Below are 19,475 nucleotides of genomic sequence, written 5' to 3'. Positions count from 1 at the left end.
GCGCGTAGCCCACACGCAGCGAATCACCAGTGCACTAGTCGTGAAGCGACACCTGGGCAAGCTCCTCGAGGTATCGCACGACCTCGGTTTGGTCCGCTCCCGGAGCCAAGCCGTCGACAGCGGTTTCCCAGATCTGGCCGAGCGTGTCGCCGAGGACAGTGGATACGTCCTGAGAACGAGCTAAGTCCAGGGCGATGCCGATGTCCTTACGCATCAGTGTTGCGGCGAAACCGGAGTCGAATGTTCCTGACAAAACAAACTTTTCGTACTTCGTCTCCGTTGCCTGGTTCCGGCCACTACTGGCGTTGATCACTGAAAGCAAGGTCGCCGGATCGATGCCGAACTTGCGACCCACCAACATGGCCTCCGCCGCCGCGACAAGGCCGTTGGCGGCAAGAAGGTTGTTGAGTGCCTTTGCAGCGTGTCCCGAACCCACCGGACCGACATGGATGATCGCAGATCCGGTGGCGCGCAGGAGCGGCAACACATCTGCGACCACATCGGCGTCACCACCCGCCATCACGGCAAGATCCGCCTTCAGGGCGCGTCCGACTCCACCGCTGACGGGGGCGTCGACAATTCGAATACCCTGTTCGGCGGCTACTTCAGCCAGCTTCTGGGTGCGATCCGGAATGCTCGATCCCATGTCCACGATGGTGCTGCCTGCCTGCAGTTGCGACAGTAATCCCCCCTCACCGAGAACCACGGCATCGACGATGTCGCTGGTCGGCAGAACCAGCACCACCACATCGCACTTCGAGAAGTCTGCGAAATCCGTTGTGCCCACAGCGCTCGGATGACTGTCGAGAAACCGTTGCTGCGATGCGGCGTCGGCGTCACGGACGATCAACTGTTGGCCCGAGTTGACGAAGTTGCGGGCAATCGGTCCACCCATCGCACCCAGCCCGACCAGGCCGACACTTTTGCCCGGCAACGGGATCACGCTCATGCGGATACCTCCGCTGTGAGGGGGCCCAGTTCTGCAGTCAGGGTTTCCTGAACCACCCGCATAGCCGCCATACCCAGAGGAACTCCCACGTACGCCGTGGCGTGGATAACGGCCTCGGTGATCTCGCCCCGAGTCAGGCCGTTGCTCAGACCGACGCGAACGTGGACGGACAACTCATGCGGCTGGCTGAGGGCGATCAGCATTCCGAGATTGATCAGCGAACGACTCCGTCGGTCGAGGCCGGGCCGGGTCCATGCACCTCCCCACACGAATTCACTCACGAACTTCTGCAATTCTTCGCCGTCAGTTCCGGCACTGCGGGTCATTGCCGCATCCACGTACTCCGCTCCGAGGACTTCCCTACGCACCGCCAAACCGGCCGCGAAGACAGTCTGGTGAGCCAGATCGAGCGGGCTCTCTTGTGTCACTGTGAATCTCCCTCGAATTTGATGGTCACGCACTTGACCTGGCTGTAGTGATGGAGAGCCTCCACACCCTTTTCGCGACCGTAGCCGCTGTTCTTCCACCCGCCGAACGGAGTCTGCACCGATCCTGTGGACCAGGTGTTGACAAACACTTGACCCACACGGATCCGCTCGCTGACCCGCAGTGCCCGCGACACATTGCTGGTCCAAACACCGGCTACCAGACCGTAATCCGAGTCGTTGGCCAGTTCAATCGCCTCGTCCTCGGTATCGAACGCGATCACGAGAACCACAGGTCCGAATATCTCCTCGCGTGCGATCCGGGCGGAATTGTCGACACCGATGTACACCGTGGGATCGATGTAGAACCCACCCGTTTCCTTTGCCATCGCAGATACCGTTCCGCCGGTCACAGCCTGTGCACCTTCGGATTCCGCGACCTTGAAGTATTTCTGCACTCGCTCGAACTGGGCTCTGGTGATAAGCGGACCGATATCGCGCCCAGGACGCACCGCCGCGGCACCCGAAACCAACTTCTGTACAACCTCGTCGTGGATCGACCGATGAACGAGAAGCCTGGTTCCGGCTGAACACACCTGGCCGGCATTAGCCGTGAATGCGAGGAGCGAACCGGCGACGGCCTTCGCCACATCGGCGTCGGCAAAGATGATATTGGCGGACTTTCCTCCCAATTCCAGTGTGAGTGGGATGATTCGGTCTGCCGCAATTCGCCCGATGACACGGCCGGTGTCCACGGAACCTGTAAATGCCACCTTGGACACATCCGGGTGGGCCACCAGCGCCGCACCGGCATCTCGGCCCGTACCGAGAACCACGTTGAAGACTCCGGGCGGAAAACCCACCTCGGACGCGAGTTGGGCCAACCGAACCGTCGACGCCGACGTGCTCTCCGACGGCTTGACCACCACAGTGTTGCCGGCAGCCAGAGCCGGTGCGCATGCCCTCGCTGCCTGGTTCAGCGGAACATTCCACGGCGTGATGACGCCGATTACTCCGAAAGCCTCACGGCGGGTGTACACATGCTGGTCCGGAGCCACGTCGAGAGTGTCTCCGGCCGGCATGCCGATCAGCCCGCCGTAGAAATCGAAGTATGTTGCCGAGTTCTCGACCTCAGCCAGTGCAACGGCCTCCGGCTTGCCGGTTTCGCTGATCTCCAACCGGGCCAACTCCGCGGAATCGGCGCGCATGGCCCGGGCGAGGTCGCCGAACAAGCGCGCCCGAGCAAGCGCCGGTATCTGCTTCCACGCCGTTTCAGCAGCAACTGCGGCCTGAACCGCCAGGTCGACGTCGCGAGCATCGCCACACGCGAGCTGCCTTGCCTCACAACCGGTTGCCGGATCCGTGACGGACATGTAGTCGGCACTGGTCGGCATCACCGCAATACCGGCGATCCAATGATCGAGCTTGTCCAACGTGCTTCCCATCTACAAGGTGACGTAATAAGCCGACTCTAATATCGAGAATCTAACAAAGTGCCGACCCTTTGTCGAGAGTCCTCTCTACAACTGCTGCGGCTCCAACACCGCGCGCCGCTCGTTCAGGAAATCGTGCGGATAGCCCAGCCGTATCCGCGATGCAGCGTCGAGACGCTCGAGTTGCCCCTCCTCGAAGTTCACATGCAGTGCGCCTAGGTTGTCTCGAAGCTGTTCCACCGTGCGCGCCCCGATCGACGGCATGAGCCCGCGACGGATGACCCACGCCAGGGCAACCTGCGCCGGGCTGACGCCGAGTTCGACTGCAATGTCGTGGGCAACGGTTCGAGCCTCCCGGCCGGCAGGCGAGAGCCGTTCGGGATCCCCTTTACCGGCGAGCAGGCCGCGAGCCAATGGACTCCACGCACACACGGCTAGATCCAAATCGTGTGCCATCGGAAGAAGCTCACGATCGGGACTACGTGCGACCAAGGAGTATTCGACTTGCATAGCGCTGTACGCACTCCAACCGCGCAACTCGGCGATTGCGTTCGATCGGGCAACGACCCAGGCCGGAGTATTGGTGACACCGATCGCCAAGACCTTGCCACTGCGGACCAGATCGTCGAGTCCGCGGAGCGTCTCCTCGGCCGGTGTCTGTCGATCCCATGCATGCACCCACAACAAGTCGATGTAGTCGGTGCCGAGACGCCGCAGACTCTCTTCGACACTGCGACGCAGGCTTTTCCGATGATTTCCGCCGGAATTCGGATCACCCGGATGCGTCGGGAGCGTGTACTTCGTGCTTACGACGACATCGTCGCGCTCGGAAGCGATCAGCCGTCCGAGGATTGCCTCGCTCGCACCGTTGGTGTAGTTGTTGGCCGTATCGATGAAATTCCCACCGGAACTGCGGAATTCCTTGTAGATGTCCTGACACGTGGACTCATCGGCTCCAAAGCCCCAGTCCGTTCCGAATGTCATGGCGCCCAGACACATTTCGCTAACCCGCAGACCGGATCTGCCGAGCACGCGCAGCGGCATGCCGGCACTGCTCACTGCTTCAGGCATCGTCGTCCACGACCCAGTTGACAAATCGATGCAGCGGATACATGCCGTCGTGCGGACTGCCCATGCTGCCGGTCAATGCACTACCCAGCTTGACCACACGCTGAACTCCCGCTGTTGCCAGCCGATCTCGCACCTCAGGCTTGCGATGTGTCGGGTAGACACCCACGGTCTGTGTTGCCACCGTCGCGAAATGTGCCGCATCAGCCATCGATGCAATGGGGACGACGTTGACCGTCTTGTTCGTCGGGTGGAAGTCCACCGGTTCCGGTGAGCGGACAACAAGACCACTGCCGTCGTAGCTGCCCCAGATGCGGTAATCGGGCTCGAGAAATCGCATTCCCTCCACTTCTTCGCGAATATCACGTGGCGTCTTCGGCCCGATCGCCTCGGCGAAGTCGCGGTCGACTGCCAGACGCTCGCACAGCAATGCGCAGAAGCGATCCACCTGCTCGATGTCACCTTCGACGGCAATGTGACGCGCTGCGAGGCATGCGTCCTGGTTGAAGATCGTGGCGTCGGACGCTGCCAGCTCCGCCACCTCGCGCAGGGTCTCTTCGGACTCGAAGGCTTCGCGTCCGATGACGGACATCGAGACCTTGGGGTCGAAGGAAATCAGCTGGAAGCCGGGACCGGCGTACTTCGCGGCATTCTCGATAGCGGGGCCACCACCCCACGCCACGAGCTTGTCGAAGTACTGAGACCGGTAGAGCACGCTCTCGACCTTCTCGTCGCCGCCGCGCCAGTACACGGCGGACATCGAACGCAGGATCGGATGGTCCGGCTCGATGTCGGACATGGTGCGCAGCACCGCAACAGTGGTGAACGGGTCGGCCGATGGCATCTTGAAGACGTTGACGGCCTTGACGAGTGCCGCGTCGGCAATCGACGTCATGGCAGCGCTCGGGGAGTTTCCGGCCAGCATGTGCACGAGTCTGGGCGGGAATGCCCGCACCCGGCTCACACGACCGTTGGGGTCGGTGCGCTCCACCCATCCGTCGAGTAGGTTGCGATCGCCGAAGGTGCGGTCCAGGCGGTATTCCAGCGCCTCCCGGGTCAGAAACTGCCCCGGCCGCGCGAAAGTGTTCTCGATGATTCGCCTGGGTAGCGCGCTGACCTGCAGGGTCATCTCGAGGGATTCCTGCAGGTATTCGTTGGTCTCGAGCGTGAGATGCTTTGCCGTCTCGACCAGGAAGTCGATGATGTCCGTGATCGGCACGTCGAACGCCGGTCCTGGCTCGGTACGAGGAACGAACAATGTGTTCAGTTCCAGAGCGGGCGTGACGAACGGAACCCCGAAGTCCCGCGACAGATACTCGGTGTCCTCACCCCAGACGAGCTTTCCTCGAATGAAGTGGGGTACCCGGATCTTGGACTTGCTCGGTGCGAGTGTTGATGACGTGGTCATGAATGTTTCTCTCAGTCCTCGAGGAATCCGCGGACATATGCGTCCGTGGTGCCGGCACAGGTGATCTTGTCGTCGTCTGCCAGATCGGAATAGCGGGTGATGTCTGCATCAACCGTAGGACCGACTCGGCCACAGGAGCATTCACCGAGTTCGACCGAGATTTTGTCTCCGGTGATCGTTCCGCCCCAGCGTCCGTCGACGGTGGTGTCGAAGAACGCGGCGCGGCCTTCCACCTTGCCGTCCGACTCGGTTGCCAGTGATTCGCCGTTCTTGTCGAGAACGAACAGCACCAATTCCGCAGGCACGTGATACCGGCCCGACAGGCACTTCGGCAGACGAATATTCAACTCTTGCATCGAGTAGTAGTGAAAGAACCTGCTCGGATCGATGTTCAGCATGCGGAAGATCTGATTCTGGTAATCGGCGGGCAGTGACATCCCCTTGAGCCCACCGCCCGCCGTCATCGCATTCTCCCCCGTGATGTCGCCTTCCTTCATCCCGAGTTCTCTCAGAATCTCGGTGAGGTGGAACAAGTTCGGAAACTGTGAATTGAAGAAGATCTTCTCGGTGCGGTGTTCGATGATCTGCTCAGCCCAATGGCGCAGGCGGCGTTCGTTTTCTGCTTGTCGGACAGCGGCCGCCGTCTCATGCGTAGCGAGCTCGTCCGGTGCCGCGGTCCCGTCTGCCATCGCCTTGCGCATGGCAGACAGACGCGCCATATAGGCATAGTGACCGCTTGCCGCCGCACCCGATGGCGGTTCGATACCGTCCGGCCGGCCGTACTCCTGGTAGATGAGATCACGCATGGCGTTGTGTCCACTCAAGCCGGTTTCCGGTCCGACCGGGATGACGTGCCACGAGTTGTCGCGATGAATCCCCAAGTCGGTCAGGCAATCCAGCATGTTCTGCATGGACACTTCACGATCCTGTACGGACTTGTTGAGGAAGGAACTCTTCCCGCTCGTCCCACTCGAACTCGACACCAAGTGCCCGACTGCCTCGAGGGTATCGATATACCCGTCGACATCGACAACGGTTGACACGTCCACTCCCTCGACGCGATGCGCCGAAAGCGAATCGAGCCACCGGTTAAGTTGTGCCCATTGACCTTTAGCGATCAACGATTCCGGGTAACTCTTGTACGTGGTGTGAGGAAACAGCAGCGGAATCATATCCTCGCGGCGTGCGATTTCGGTGATCCCCTCGTCGTCCGCCCGCTGCTTCAGTACCGGCACCTGCTGACGCAGTTCCTGGAATCGCGCGTCGAGTCGCTCGACAATCTCATCTCGCTGTGTGGTCGTCCCTGACATTGTGCCTCCAGTCGATGTGGCCCCCGAAATTAACTTTACCCATCGGTTTAGTTTTCTGTCTATAGCTGAGTTCGACTGGCACACTGATGTTCATGACGTCGCACAAGTCCGAACCGGGCGCAGCCGGACAACGCCGAAGCCGCGGGGGGCGCCCCACGCTCGAGCAAGCCACCGCGCTGGATCACGCCATCCGTGAGGGCGCCCTCGCCATGTTCCTCGAGCATGGCTACGAGGGCACGTCGATGAATGCCATCGCGGCTGCGGCCGGCACTACCAAACCAACGCTGTACACACGATTCCCCACGAAGGAAGCCGTCTTCCGCTCGGTTCTCGGTTGGGCTGTCCAACGTACGGATTGGCCTGTGCCAGAACCACCTGCACCTGATCTCGACAATCTGGAAGTCGCATTGACCACCATTGCGAGGACAGCGCTGAGCCGCGCGCTGAATCCGTCGATGATCAAGCTCGAACAGATCGCGATCACCTACGCGGAACGCTTTCCGGACATCGCTCGTCGAACACACGGCACGGGATTCTGGCCGCGCAAACAGTTGGTCACAGATCTACTCGTGCGACATGCCGAAGCCGGCGAGATCGTTGCCGAGGAGCCGGACGTACTCGCCGAACTCTTTCTCGGCATGGCATCCGGCGGTCCGGCTCGCCTGGCCTCGTTCGGAATCGTCCACGATCCCATAGACCAGGAACGCCATGTTCAGTCCGCAGTAGCGCTGTTTCTTCGCAGTCTCAGGCCCGATTGAGATCGACTAGGCGGGCGTTATTGTGCGTAAACAGAATTCGGTGATCCGATCGATATCCGAATCGGTAGGTTGAATCCGCTGCCAGAGGTAGTCGGAGAGCTTTCCGACTGTCGCGTGCGCCGCCAGTACGGCATCGAACTCCGGTGTCACACTGCCGAGCTCTGCAAGGGGACCACGCAGCAGAGTCGCCAGTGGACCGCTCGCCGACGGTGGTCCCGATACAGCGCCGACGCCCGTCCCACCCGCATTCCAGAGTACTGCGCGGGTAGTCGCCGCCGAATCTTCGTCAGCCTGCGACAGGACTCCTTCGACCCACCGCCTAACCTTCTCCTCTGGGGTCGTCTCCTTGTCCATCTGATGTGCAACATACGTTGCCAAACGCTCGGAACCATCCTCCAAGATTGCTGATACCAGTGCATCTTTCGACTTGAAATGCCGATAGAAGACATCGTTGGACAGTCCGGCTTGGGCCACGATATCGGCAACCCGAGGGCGAGAGTTCGTTCCCAGCGACCTGATGACCACCAATGCGGCGTCAAGCAATCTGCGGACCTCGCTTGCGTACACAGCACCGCGATCTGCCAAAGCCCGCGCAGCGATGCGGGTTGCCAGATCTTGTGTCGGTTCGGTTGCCGAGCCACTCATGTCCATCGGCAGAAGATACTCCGTCACGAACGAGCCGTACTCAGTCCGCCGCTGGTGTGCACCGCGGCGCAGATTCCACCGTCGACGAGAATATCTGTTCCGTTGAGGAAGCTCGCGTCGTCCGAGAGCAGGAACGCCACGACTGCTGCTACTTCGTCAGCACTACCGGTGCGGGAGAGAGGCGTCTGCGCGACCAGCGCACTCAGATGCGCGTTATTCTCGGCTTCCTGTCGGCCTTGAGGGGTGTCGATCAGTCCGGGCGACAGCGAGCAGACGCGGGCACCGACGGAACCCAACCGCACGGCCTCGTTCTTCACGAAACGTTGAACACCGTATTTCGCCCACGCGTACGCTGCACCGGTGTGTTCGATCGCCGGTCCGACTGCTTCGTAGATCTCGTCCAGAAAGTGCTCTCGCAGAGGATCTTCCAATGCCGCAGCGGTAGCTGCATCCGGTGCGAGCGACGCCAGCGTCGGCGCCATGGATGCAAAACACACCATTGCCGTTCCGGCCGTGGCGAGCGGACGCAACGCATTCGCAAGCAACGCCGTACCCACAAGATCGACGGAAAAGATCCTGCGCCAATCGGCCATGGTCGGCGAGATTCCGGCAACGTGCGCGACCGCCCGCAGAGTTCCGAGTTCACGCACCCGATCCACCAGACGCGTAAGGCCGACAGGGTCCGTGACATCGAGAACAAACGGTTCCACGACAGCGCTGCCGGTTTCGGAGAGCTCAGCTGCTGCCGCTGTGACGGTTTCCGGATCCAGGTCGACCAGCAGCAATCGGTCTACCGAGTCGGTCAGACGCCGCGCGCAAGCAAAACCCATGCCTCGTCCCGCGCCGGTCACTACCCCGACAGTTGTCATGACTGCGCACCAACTTCCACTTCTCGTGCGACGGGCGCCGCCCAGCACTGTTCAAGGCCTGTCTTCGCGGTTCGGCTCACAAGTTCGATCCGAAATCCCCACGGACTGCACTGGAACGAGAAGAACGGGATGCCATCAGGTCCGAGACGTGTTGCCTCGGTGATGTATCCGTGGCCTGCAAGCTCAGCAGAGTCTGCCGCGACGTCGTCGGACCAGTACCCGACATGATGAATACCCTGCCCCTTAGTTGCATCCCACAGAGACGACTGCGGAACGGCGCGAATGATTTCCACCCGCGGCGCGGTCACCGAATACGCACATCGCAGGTCAACAGTGGTGTCACCGCTCGGCAGTGTGACGTCGATCGGGCCACCGACCTCAGGGCCCCATTCGTATCCGAACAGCGACGACAGTTCGCCCCTGGTCTGCTCGAAGGTCTCGGTGACGATCCCGAGATGGAAAAGATCCTCGGCCTTCATTCCGCGGTCACATCGATCTGCGGCGCCCTCTGTGACACCCGTGCGCACGCAACACCCAGAACATAATTCTTTGACATGAGAAGAATATTCTCACTTCAGGGCGCGCAAAGCAAGGGAATTGCAGGATCCCACCAAACCTTCACGCGACCAACGCTTTCCAAAGCAACACCGCTTCCACGACAATGCTCCGGCTGTTGATACACGATATGCGTGTCAACAGCCGGAGCAGGTGGCTTCTCGATCCTTCCCGCACGGACTGTGCGCGGGAAGTAGTTCACTAACCGACTGACACGAGGTTCACTCCGTCCGCCGGACACTTTCCGAACAGGCTGACCCCACGAAACGATTCGGTTGCACTGACGGGATCGGGCGAACTGGATGCGGCAGCAAGCGCATGTGACTTGAAAACCATTGCAGCGCGGCTCAACTGGTGCGAACTCGGCCCGAAGTGATGAGCAAGATCGCTCGGAACCTTGTCACCCCACAACGTGACGTCGATGATGCCGCGATCCAGGGTATCGAGCAATCCTTCACGCACCATCGCGTTGGACTCGAACAGGTCACCTGCCAGAGCAATCGCCTGCGGGCGCGGCCCGTTGGGCGAGGCCATGACAGACTCCAGATCCAATGTGGTTGCGCCGAGAATCTGCAACGGCCGAGTATTCTCGTGCTTTTCGATGATTACCGTGACGTCCCAGCCGGCCATCACCTGGTCGAACATCCACCCGCCTGCATGACGCACCACGTCGGCAACAGTCGGCGCGAGGACGGCAAGACGGTACCTCAGACTGTGCCTACGAGCGCGAGCTGTCGAGTCAGCGATCGCGTGTAGTCCTTGAATATTTCGGTCAGTGGAATCGAACGATCGAGCAGCCATGAGGTCTCCATTCCGTTGAGAAACGCGACAATCTCTACGGCCTTGACGGCCGGGTCAATATCATTGCGGTACTTGCCTGCGCGTTGACCGCGCAGGATACCTGCGGCAATCGTGTCGATGGCCGCACGCTGCCGAGCGAGCAAGCGACCATGCAACGGGGCCTCCGGATCCAAACTCTCGATCAAGAGCACCGAGTACATGCCGATCAAGTGAGGCGAACGTTCGAACCGCGCGCCAACTTGCTCGAGCTGTTCCAAGACATCGCCGGTTCGATCAGCATGAGCGTCGTCATCCGCATCCCGCGCGTCCAACACGGCATGCAACAACTGTTCCTTGGACTCGAAGTGGTGCAAAAGTCCAGCGGACGTCACACCGGCTTCACCAGCGATCTGTGCAAGCGTCGTACTGCGCCACCCATTTAGTGTCAGCAGTCGCTGAGCAGCGGAAAGGATAAGCTGTTTCCGGTCTTCGCCCTTTGCTAAGAGAGTGGCATACGGGCGCTGCGCGGACATCGAACTCCTCTGCTCAAAACAACCTACTGAACACACAGTAGGTTGTTTTCAGCTCTGTGACAAGCGTCTCATCCAGCGCACAGTTACGCAACAGGTCACAGCTAACCTGTCGCTTTCGGCGCCCACCCGAGCAGGAAGTCGCAAATCGCCTACAAGCCAAGGGACTTCGCGATTATCACCTTCATAACCTCACTCGTACCTGCATAGATACGGGCCACACGTGCATCTGTATAGAGTCGCGCGATCGGATACTCCATCATGTAGCCGTAACCACCGAAAAGCTGAAGGCATCGGTCGACCACACGCGCTTGCATTTCGGTGCAGAACAACTTGACCCGCGCTGCATCAGCACCCGACAATTCGCCGTCGACCAGATCGAGTACCGCCCGATCGATCATCGCCTGTCCGGCCTCGACCTCAGCCGACATCGCGGCCAACTCGAACTTCGTATTCTGGAACGACGCAACCGGCGTCCCGAAGGCCTTGCGTTCCTTGACGTACTCGATAGTCGCCGTCACCGCGGCGCGAGCCTGAGCCACCGAACCCACGGCAACAGTCATCCGCTCCTGAGGAAGATTGCGACCGAGGTAACCGAACGCGGCGCCCTCGTCGCCCAATCTGTTGGCGACAGGCACTCGCACAGTGTCGAAGGACAACTCGACTGTGTCTTGAACCTTGCAGCCCATCTTGTCGAGAACACGCCCACGGGTAAACCCAGGCATTCCATCCTCGACGACCAACAGCGACAGACCGGCACGCCGATTCTCCGGATCCGTCGACGTGCGGGCGACCACGATCACGAGATCGGCGAGCAGTCCGCCGGTGATGAATGTCTTGGCACCGTTGACGACGTACTCGTCCCCGTCGCGCACCGCAGTGGTGCGTACGCCCGCAAGATCCGAACCGGTACCCGGTTCCGTCATCGCAATTGCCGACAGAAGGGTTCCCGCCGCCAATCCGGGGAACCAGCGTGATCGCTGCTCGTCATTAGCGTAAGCAAGGAAATACGGGAGAATCACATCGAGCTGTGTGCGAACCGTGCTCAGTGTGACCAGAGCGCGCGCCGACTCCTCCTGCAAGATGACGTTGTATCGATAGTCGGGCATCCCCGCTCCCCCGTATTCCTCGGGGATGGCGGTGCCGAGCAGTCCCAACGAGCCGAGTTGTTCGAAAGTCGCCCTCGGCATCTGACCGGCCTTTTCCCACGACGGGTACTCGGGCACAACATGCTTCTCGATGAAATCGCGGGCGAGCTTACGGAATGCCTCGTGATCGGGAGTGAACACATCTCTACGCATTTTGTCTCTTCCTCACACAGCCAGTTCGACGAGCGTGGCATTTGCGGTGCCGCCACCCTCACACATGGTTTGCAATCCGTACTGAATTCCGTTGTAGCGCATGTGATGAATCATTCGAGTCATCAAAACCGCCCCGGATCCCCCGAGTGGATGTCCGAGCGCGATGGCACCGCCGAGCGGGTTCATCAATGCCGGATCCGCACCGGTTTCAGCGAGCCACGCCAGCGGCACCGACGCGAAGGCTTCGTTGACCTCGAACACTCCGACCTCGTTCAGGTCGACCCGCGCCTTCTTCAAGACCTTGTCCGTTGCCGGAATCGGACCAGTGAGCATGAGCACCGGATCGGAACCGGTCACAGCACCGGCGCAGTAGCGGACGATCGGCGTCAGTCCGAGCTGGCGTGCCCGCTCCGGCGTCGTCACCAACAGTGCTGCGGCGCCGTCGGAAATCTGCGACGAGTTGCCGGCATGTATGACTCCGTCGTCTGCAAATGCGGGTTTCAACTTCGCGAGTGTCTCCACCGAGGTTCCGCGGCGAATACCCTCGTCGACCGAGACTGTTCCGGAATCTGTTGACACCGAGACGATCTGGCTTTCAAATGCACCGTCGTCCTGGGCTGCCGCAGCGCGCTCGTGTGAGAGTGCGGAGAACTCGTCGAGATGTGTACGCGTCAGAGCCCACTTCTGTGCGATGCCCTCCGCAGACAATCCCTGATTGAACGAGAAATTGTCGTATCGTTCGAAGACTTTGGGGCCGTATGGCTGCCCGGACGCCTTGGCGGCTCCAAGCGGAACCCGGCTCATGACCTCGACGCCACCGGCGACAACAACATCCTGCTGACCCGACATGACGGCCTGCACCGCAAAATCGAGTGCCTGCTGACTCGAACCGCACGCTCGGTTGACCGTCGTACCGGGGATGGACTCGGGCCATCCCGCTGCAAGTACCGAGTAGCGGCCGATATTGCTCGACTGGTCACCGACCTGGGAGACGCAACCCCAGATCACGTCGTCGACGACGCCGGGATCGATACCGGTGCGCTCGGCCAGGGCGGCGAGGACCACTGAGGACAAGTCCGCCGGATGCACGCTCGACAACCCGCCGTTACGCCTACCCACCGGAGTCCGAACTGCTTCGGCGATTACAACTTCACGCATGTCTCTCCACTCTCCGAACTGATTTCTGTTCAACTACCGATTCGCGGCACGGCCCAGCGGCCGGCAAATCGAGGTTCACGTTTCTCCGCGAATGCGGCGTACGCCTCCGGTGCGTCGGAGGTACCGAAATTCATTGCCTGCGCGCGCGCCTCGTTGGCGAGCGCATCCCGCATCGTGCGGTCGGCACCTTCGTTCAACAACGACTTGCTCTGCGCCAGCGCGATCGGTGGTCCGGCCGCCAGACGCTGTGCCAGGTCACGGGCATATTCGTCGATCTCCGATTTCGGCACAACCCAGGTCACCAGCCCCAAGGCTTCGGCTTCATCGGCACCGATGGTCTCGGCGAGCAGAACGAGGCGTTTGGCCTGCTGCAGGCCGACAAGCTTCGGCAGTAGCCATGATCCACCGAGGTCCAACGACAGTCCCCGCTTGGAAAATATCTGCGAAAATGTCGATTCGGGCGTGGCCACCACGAGATCGCACCCGAGCGCCAGATTCCACCCTGCACCGACGGCCACCCCGGATACCTTGGCGACAGTAGGTATCGGCAGTTCGTGGAGCAGTAGGGCAACATCGGTGAGTACGCGCAACTTGTGCATGGGGTGGATGTCGGCGATTTCCGATAGATCCGCACCCGAGCAGAAGGCGCCGCCTGCCCCCTCGATGACCAACGCTCGGACGTCGCGGTTGATCTCGAGGGATACCAGCGAATCACGCAGCGCTGACCATAGTTCCGGGTTGATCGCATTCTTACGGTGCGGGCGGTTGAGCGTCAGGGTCCGGACACCGTCACGGTCCTCGGTCAGCAAGACGGGGCCGGGCGCCACCGATGTGTTTTTCTCGTCCGCCATCAGCAGTACGCCGGTCCGATCGCGCCGTCGCCGCGCAGCGCGGCGATGTCGTCTCCGGTAAAGCCGAAGTCCGCGAGAACCCGGTCCGTGTGTTCGCCGAGTCCCGGCACCGCTGCCATCGGCGGATCGAATCCGGCAATGATCGGCGGCGGCAGCAATGCCTCGATCGGACCGGCCGGTGTATCGATCTGCCGCCAGCGGTCACGAGCACTCAGTTGTGGATGCTCGAGCACTTCGCTGGGGAGGTTGTAGCGAGAGTTTCCGATTCCAGCGGCGTCGGCAATCTTCTGAATATGCTCGAGATCGTGCTGACCACACCATGATTCGATGGCTCCATCGAGAATGTCCCGATGACGAACCCTCCCGGCGTTACCGGAAAACCGTGTGTCATCCGCAAGGTCGGGACGTCCCAGTATCTCTCGGGCAAGTCGCTGCCATTCCCGGTCGTTGGTCGTGCCGAGTACAACCGTCTGCCCGTCTCTGGTCCCGTACGAACCGTACGGGGAAACAGCAGGCGAACTCATTCCCAATGGTTGCTGATCGATCCCCGAGTACTTCGTGTACGTGAGCGGATAACCCATCAACTCCGTCATGGTGTCGAACAGGCTCACCGACACCGACGACAGGTCGCCTCCATGTCCACGACCCTTGCCGCACAGGAGCGCCAGAATCGACAGCGCCGCATACAAACCCGAGGAGATGTCGGCGACGGGTGGTCCGGGTTTTGCCGGCTCACCCGGGCGGCCGGTCACGGCACACGCACCGGACTCTGCCTGGACGAGAAGGTCGTACGCCCGCTTGTGCGACAGCGGACCGCCGGCGCCGTAGCCGTCGATTTCCACGGTGATCAGATCCGGATGCCGTTCGGCCAGATCACTCGCAGACAGGCGAAGTCGTGCCATCGCACCGGGCGCCAAGTTCGACACCAACACGTGAGCCTTGTCCAACAGTCGGTGCATGGTTTCGATCCCGGCGTCGGACTTCAAGTTCAGCGTGACCGATTCCTTACCACGATTGGCCCAGACAAAATGGGCGGCAAGACCATTCACGACATCGTCGTAGTCTCGCGCAAAATCGCCGCCCTGCGGATTTTCGACCTTGATCACGCGGGCGCCGAAATCCGCCAACGTACGTGTACACATCGGAGCGGACACGGCTTGCTCCAACGTCACCACGGTAATTCCCGCGAGCGGCCCCACTGATGTAGCAGAGGAGCACGCGGCAGGGTCCGAACCTGACATCACATCACCATGCCACCATCCACCGGCAGCACCTGCCCGGTGACGAAGGACGAGGCATTCGATGCCAGGAACACAAAGGCACCCGCGATTTCCTCGGGCTCCGCCCAGCGTCGCAACGGGATTCGTGTCATCATGTTCGCGGCGAACTTCTCATCGGTGCGGATGGTCTCGGTCATCGGCGTGGCAGCCAACGGAGCGAGTGCGTTCACCAGGATGTTCTTGCGCGCCAGTTCCCGAGCCAGAGACTTGGTCAGGCCGATGATCCCGGCCTTCGCGGCCGAGTAGTTCACCTGACCAAGCGTTCCGGTGATTCCGGCCGAAGACGTCACGTTGATGATTCGCCCCGTCCCGTCGGTGGCCAGGAAGGGCAAAGCTGCCTGCGAGCAATGGAAAGCCCCGAGCAGGTGGATGTCGAGCATCCGCTGGAACGAATCCTGCGCCAGATCCTTGAACATCGCGGGCGCGGTCACTCCGGCATTGTTCACCAGGATGTGCAGCTTCCCCTCGGTGAACCCGGCCGCACGTGCCACCGCGGCGTCCGCGGCAGCACGGTCCCTGACGTCGAGGGCAAAGCTGTCCGCCTTGCCGCCCGACGCCGTAATGCGTTCTGCAACAGCAGCTGCCGCGTCGCCGTCGACGTCGGTAACCAGCACGGTCGCTCCGGCCGTCGCAAACGCCCGCGCAACGGCGGAGCCGATACCGCCGGCCGCGCCGGTGACCAGTGCTGATCGTCCCGTCAAGTCGAACATCGGATTGGTTGCGGTCATCAGTAGCTCCTCGGCATTCCCAAAGTATGTGATCCCAGATAGTTCAAAATCATTTCCTGACTGATGGGTGCAATCCTCATCAGTCGGGCCTCACGGAAGTAGCGAGCGACGTGGTATTCCTCGGAATAGCCCATCCCGCCGTGAGTTTGCAGTGCTCGGTCCGCGGCGGCAAAACCTGCTTCGGCACAAAGATATTTGGCTGTGTTCGCTTCGCGGCCGCATTGATTTCCCTGGTCGTACAACCAGGTTGCCTTGCGCAACACCAGCTCTGCGGCATCAAGATGGGCAAGCGCGTCCGCAAGCGGAAACTGAATGCCCTGATTCATGCCGATCGGCCGACCGAATACCTCACGCTCGTTGGCATACTTCACGGCCTTCTCGAGTGCCACCCGGCCAATGCCGAGCGCCTCGGATGCGATGAGCATGCGTTCCGGATTCAATCCGTCGAGGAGGTACGAGAATCCCTTGCCTTCCTCTCCCACCCTGTCCTCGACGGGAATCCGAAGATTGTCGATGAACAACTCGTTGGACGTGACGGCGTTTCGACCCATCTTCGCGATCGGCCGGATATCGACACAACTGCGGTCCAGATCGGTCAGGAACAGAGTCATTCCGTCGGTCTTCTTCGTGACGTCGTCATAACGCTCGGTACGGGTCAGAAGAAGAATCTTCTCGGATTCAAGTGCTTTCGAGATCCACACCTTACGTCCGTTGACCACGTAGTGGTCTCCGTCGCGCTTGGCGAAGGTCGAGATCCGAGACGTGTCCAAGCCGGCGCCGGGTTCCGTTACTCCGAAGCAGACATGCAGGTCGCCCGACGCGATGCGCGGCAAAGTTCGTGCCTTGAGTTCATCGGATCCGTGGACGACCACGGGGTGCATTCCGAAGATGGACAGGTGAATCGAGCTGGCCGCGTTCATACCGCCGCCGGACTTGGCGACCTCTTCGAGAAGTAGTGTGGCTTCGGTGATTCCGAGCCCATGACCGCCGTATTCCTCGGGGATGGTCATTCCCAGCCAACCCCCCTCGGCGATGGCGTTGTAGAACTCGACAGGGAACTCGTGCGCCCGGTCCTTCTCCATCCAGTACTGATCGTCGAACTTCTTCACCAGTTCAGCGACCGACTTACGGATCAATTCCTGATCCTCGGTCAGTTCGAAATTCATACCGCCGGACACAATCGACTCCTCTGCTGTGCATCACCTGAAGACTCGCCGGCGCGGCGCCCGGTTGCCCGAACTCCCCGTACCGACTTTTGTTGCTGTTACGTGTTCAATCGGAGGCAGGGAGCGCCTTGGCAGCCTTGAGGGTCATGGCAACGCCGTCGCAACTCAACTCGCCCACTCCGGACGACGTGCACAGCACTTCGAGGCTCTGATTGGCGTCTACATAGCGTTTTCCGATGAGCGTGACTGCGTCGGTGACTGCTGAGGCGGCAGCCTGGCCCGGCGCAGCGGGAACCATTGGGCTGCCCCCACAAGCGATTACAGGGTTTCCGGCTGCGGGCGCGCGGACGACGATCACCCGCGTGGTGCACACGGCACTGGCGAGCTGGCCTCCCGGCCGCAAAGGTATTGGTGCGGTCATGGTGAACCTCCCCTTTTCGATAGGTCGATCGCCGAGCAGAGCCGAATCTGTGGGCATCGAGTGTCGACGCGAAGAAATCAGGCCGCGCCGACCGGCGCTCGTCGGTGGATCGTCCAAATTGACGACTTCTAGGAAATTATATTCTCCATACTAGAGAATCAAGCTCTCTTTGACTATTCGCAGGAGGAAAAATGTCAGGACAGCGTCGTGGAACCACTATCGCCATGACAGAGGAGGAACGCACTGCATTCCTCTCCACACAACCGATCTGCCGAGTTGCAACTGTCGGCCCGAGCGGAAGACCGCACGTCAGCGCCCTGTGGTTCGTCTGGGACGGAACTTCACTCTGGCTCAACTCCCTCACCCGAAGCAGACGCTGGACCGATCTCGAACTCGATCCCCGCGTAAGTGTCATCGTCGACGAGGGAGATACGGACTTCCTCGGCTTACGCGGCGTTGAGCTGGAAGGAAAGGTTCGACAAGTAGGCGAAATACCTCGCCGCGGAGAACCGGATGCGGAGTTGATCACCCCTGAGCGCCTGTTTGCCGACAAGTACATAGGCAACGGCGGGAACTTCAGTTACGACGGCAGGCACGGCTGGCTCCAACTCGTTCCCGAGAACATCGTGAGCTGGGATTTCTCCAAACTCCGGCGATAGCGGTTGACTACCGACATTCGCATATGGCAGTCTGAATTTCGTTGTTGAGAATCGCATTCTCATTCGAGAGAGTGCATCCTTCAGAAATCTTCTGTACCAGCCGAACCAGCCGCAGTGCACAGCCATTCACGCTTCGGCATCGCGGCGGAACACGAACATGAGAACGAGAGGTAGACCGTGCCACACTTCGCCAAACCGGCCGCGGGAAGCTGGACCGAACAGTATCCCCACCTCGGCACCGCACCCGTCGACTACACCGACTCCATCGACCCCGAACACTACGAAGCCGAACGCGAAGCAATCTTCAAACGCACCTGGCTCAACGTCGGACGCGTCGAACGAGTCCCCCGCACCGGCAGCTACTTCACCAAAGAACTCGCCGCCGTCAACACCTCCCTCATCATCGTCAAAGGCGCCGACGGAACCATCCGCGCATTCCACAACGTCTGCCGACACCGCGGAAACAAGCTGGTATGGAACGAAATCCCCGGCGACGAAACCTCAGGCACCTGCCGCCAATTCACCTGCAAATACCACGCCTGGCGCTACGACCTCGACGGCAAACTCTCCTTCATCCAACAAGAAGGCGAATTCTTCGACGTCGACAAACAAGACTACGGACTCGTCGAAGTCACCTGCGAAACCTGGCAAGGCTTCATCTTCGTCAACCTCAACCCCCAACAGAGCCTCGAGGAATACCTCGGCCCCATGCTCAAAGGCGTCGAAGGCTACCCCTTCCACGAAATGACCGAGGTCTACAGCTACCGCGCCGAAATCGGCAGCAACTGGAAACTCTTCATCGACGCATTCGCCGAGTTCTACCACGCCCCCATCCTGCACCAGAAGCAGGCAACCAAAGCCGAAGCAGACAAACTCGCCGCCACCGGCTTCGAAGCACTCCACTACGAACTCGACGGACCCCACTCCCTCATCTCCTCCTGGGGCGGAATGGCACCGCCGAAAGACCTCAACATGGTCAAACCCATCGAACGCGCACTCCGCAGCGGCCTCTTCGGCCCCTGGGACCGCCCCGACATCGAAGGCCTCGACCCCCTACCCCCCACACTCAACCCCGCCCGCCACGCAGCCTGGGGCGAAGACAGCTTCACCATCTTCCCCAACTTCATGCTCCTCATCTGGGCACCAGGCTGGTACCTCACCTACCACTACTGGCCCACCGC

General features: G+C 60.7%; 21 protein-coding genes. 3 read left to right on the top strand and 18 right to left on the bottom strand.

The genetic code is table 11. From position 1 onward, the window contains the following. Positions 1-34 precede the first annotated feature (34 nt). The 6 genes from ACFRFQ_RS00105 to ACFRFQ_RS00080 all read right to left on the bottom strand — a co-directional run bounded on the left by ACFRFQ_RS00105 (position 35) and on the right by ACFRFQ_RS00080 (position 6,593). Positions 35-949 (bottom strand): NAD(P)-dependent oxidoreductase, encoded by a 915-nt coding sequence (locus ACFRFQ_RS00105; RefSeq protein ID WP_378651502.1) that lies wholly within the window; start codon positions 947-949, stop codon positions 35-37. Continuing rightward, entirely contained in the window at positions 946-1,377 is a 432-nt protein-coding gene (locus tag ACFRFQ_RS00100) for a carboxymuconolactone decarboxylase family protein (protein ID WP_378651499.1), read from the bottom strand. The genes ACFRFQ_RS00105 and ACFRFQ_RS00100 overlap by 4 nt, the downstream gene beginning before the upstream one ends. Further along, entirely contained in the window at positions 1,374-2,819 is a 1,446-nt protein-coding gene (locus tag ACFRFQ_RS00095; protein WP_378651496.1) for an aldehyde dehydrogenase family protein, read from the bottom strand. Before ACFRFQ_RS00095 ends, ACFRFQ_RS00100 begins: the two co-directional genes overlap by 4 nt. A 75-nt stretch (positions 2,820-2,894) precedes the next feature. Continuing rightward, the gene (locus tag ACFRFQ_RS00090; RefSeq protein ID WP_378651493.1) at positions 2,895-3,878 is read right to left on the bottom strand and encodes an aldo/keto reductase; all 984 of its coding nucleotides are present in this window, start codon (positions 3,876-3,878) and stop codon (positions 2,895-2,897) included. Next, positions 3,871-5,283 carry an acyl-CoA reductase gene (locus ACFRFQ_RS00085; RefSeq protein WP_378651490.1) on the bottom strand — a complete coding sequence of 471 codons (1,413 nt, stop codon included), beginning with the start codon at positions 5,281-5,283 and terminating at the stop codon, positions 3,871-3,873. The genes ACFRFQ_RS00090 and ACFRFQ_RS00085 overlap by 8 nt, the downstream gene beginning before the upstream one ends. Positions 5,284-5,294: 11 nt before the next feature. Continuing rightward, complete coding sequence (locus ACFRFQ_RS00080; RefSeq protein WP_378651487.1) at positions 5,295-6,593, bottom strand: hypothetical protein; 1,299 nt, start codon at positions 6,591-6,593, stop codon at positions 5,295-5,297. A gap of 92 nt (positions 6,594-6,685) precedes the next feature. Here ACFRFQ_RS00080 and ACFRFQ_RS00075 point away from each other — a divergent pair, with 92 nt between their 5' ends. Further along, the gene (locus tag ACFRFQ_RS00075) at positions 6,686-7,351 is read left to right on the top strand and encodes a TetR/AcrR family transcriptional regulator (RefSeq protein ID WP_378651484.1); all 666 of its coding nucleotides are present in this window, start codon (positions 6,686-6,688) and stop codon (positions 7,349-7,351) included. 6 nt (positions 7,352-7,357) lie between these two features. Here ACFRFQ_RS00075 and ACFRFQ_RS00070 read toward each other — a convergent pair whose 3' ends face one another. The 12 genes from ACFRFQ_RS00070 to ACFRFQ_RS00015 all read right to left on the bottom strand — a co-directional run bounded on the left by ACFRFQ_RS00070 (position 7,358) and on the right by ACFRFQ_RS00015 (position 17,635). Continuing rightward, the gene (locus ACFRFQ_RS00070) at positions 7,358-8,023 is read right to left on the bottom strand and encodes a TetR/AcrR family transcriptional regulator (RefSeq protein ID WP_378651481.1); all 666 of its coding nucleotides are present in this window, start codon (positions 8,021-8,023) and stop codon (positions 7,358-7,360) included. Next, positions 8,020-8,865, bottom strand: a complete 846-nt coding sequence (locus tag ACFRFQ_RS00065) for an SDR family oxidoreductase (protein ID WP_378651479.1) — start codon at positions 8,863-8,865, stop codon at positions 8,020-8,022. Before ACFRFQ_RS00065 ends, ACFRFQ_RS00070 begins: the two co-directional genes overlap by 4 nt. Further along, on the bottom strand, positions 8,862-9,344 hold the full coding sequence (locus tag ACFRFQ_RS00060) for a VOC family protein (protein WP_378651476.1): 483 nt from the start codon (positions 9,342-9,344) through the stop codon (positions 8,862-8,864). The genes ACFRFQ_RS00065 and ACFRFQ_RS00060 overlap by 4 nt, the downstream gene beginning before the upstream one ends. Positions 9,345-9,621: 277 nt before the next feature. Continuing rightward, positions 9,622-10,089: a hypothetical protein gene (locus ACFRFQ_RS00055; RefSeq protein WP_378651473.1), complete on the bottom strand. Its 468-nt coding sequence runs from the start codon at positions 10,087-10,089 to the stop codon at positions 9,622-9,624. A 38-nt stretch (positions 10,090-10,127) separates the two neighbouring features. Continuing rightward, positions 10,128-10,733: a TetR/AcrR family transcriptional regulator gene (locus tag ACFRFQ_RS00050; RefSeq protein ID WP_378651470.1), complete on the bottom strand. Its 606-nt coding sequence runs from the start codon at positions 10,731-10,733 to the stop codon at positions 10,128-10,130. 149 nt (positions 10,734-10,882) lie between these two features. After that, positions 10,883-12,031: an acyl-CoA dehydrogenase family protein gene (locus ACFRFQ_RS00045; protein ID WP_378651467.1), complete on the bottom strand. Its 1,149-nt coding sequence runs from the start codon at positions 12,029-12,031 to the stop codon at positions 10,883-10,885. Positions 12,032-12,043: 12 nt separating this feature from the next. Then, complete coding sequence (locus ACFRFQ_RS00040; RefSeq protein WP_378651465.1) at positions 12,044-13,189, bottom strand: thiolase family protein; 1,146 nt, start codon at positions 13,187-13,189, stop codon at positions 12,044-12,046. A 29-nt stretch (positions 13,190-13,218) separates the two neighbouring features. After that, positions 13,219-14,040: an enoyl-CoA hydratase/isomerase family protein gene (locus ACFRFQ_RS00035; protein WP_378651463.1), complete on the bottom strand. Its 822-nt coding sequence runs from the start codon at positions 14,038-14,040 to the stop codon at positions 13,219-13,221. Next, positions 14,040-15,281, bottom strand: coding sequence for a CaiB/BaiF CoA transferase family protein (locus ACFRFQ_RS00030; protein WP_378651461.1), 1,242 nt, complete (start codon positions 15,279-15,281; stop codon positions 14,040-14,042). The genes ACFRFQ_RS00035 and ACFRFQ_RS00030 overlap by 1 nt, the downstream gene beginning before the upstream one ends. Beyond that, a complete protein-coding gene (locus ACFRFQ_RS00025) occupies positions 15,281-16,048 on the bottom strand; it encodes an SDR family NAD(P)-dependent oxidoreductase (protein WP_378651458.1) in 768 nt (255 codons plus the stop codon). The genes ACFRFQ_RS00030 and ACFRFQ_RS00025 overlap by 1 nt, the downstream gene beginning before the upstream one ends. Then, positions 16,048-17,214, bottom strand: coding sequence for an acyl-CoA dehydrogenase family protein (locus ACFRFQ_RS00020; RefSeq protein ID WP_378653461.1), 1,167 nt, complete (start codon positions 17,212-17,214; stop codon positions 16,048-16,050). Before ACFRFQ_RS00020 ends, ACFRFQ_RS00025 begins: the two co-directional genes overlap by 1 nt. A gap of 106 nt (positions 17,215-17,320) precedes the next feature. Further along, positions 17,321-17,635, bottom strand: a complete 315-nt coding sequence (locus ACFRFQ_RS00015) for a hypothetical protein (protein WP_378651457.1) — start codon at positions 17,633-17,635, stop codon at positions 17,321-17,323. 191 nt (positions 17,636-17,826) lie between these two features. Here ACFRFQ_RS00015 and ACFRFQ_RS00010 point away from each other — a divergent pair, with 191 nt between their 5' ends. After that, entirely contained in the window at positions 17,827-18,294 is a 468-nt protein-coding gene (locus ACFRFQ_RS00010; RefSeq protein ID WP_378651455.1) for a pyridoxamine 5'-phosphate oxidase family protein, read from the top strand. Between the two features lie 177 nt (positions 18,295-18,471). Beyond that, positions 18,472-19,475, top strand: a 1,004-nt coding sequence (locus ACFRFQ_RS00005; protein ID WP_378651453.1) for an SRPBCC family protein, incomplete at its 3' end; no start/stop codon positions are given.

Origin of the sequence: Rhodococcus sp. NPDC056743 (assembly GCF_042790355.1) — a bacterium.
Classification (GTDB): Bacteria; Actinomycetota; Actinomycetes; order Mycobacteriales; family Mycobacteriaceae; genus Rhodococcus_F.
Note: the sequence above shows the minus strand (reverse complement) of the source record. Positions and strands in the feature narration are given on the sequence as shown.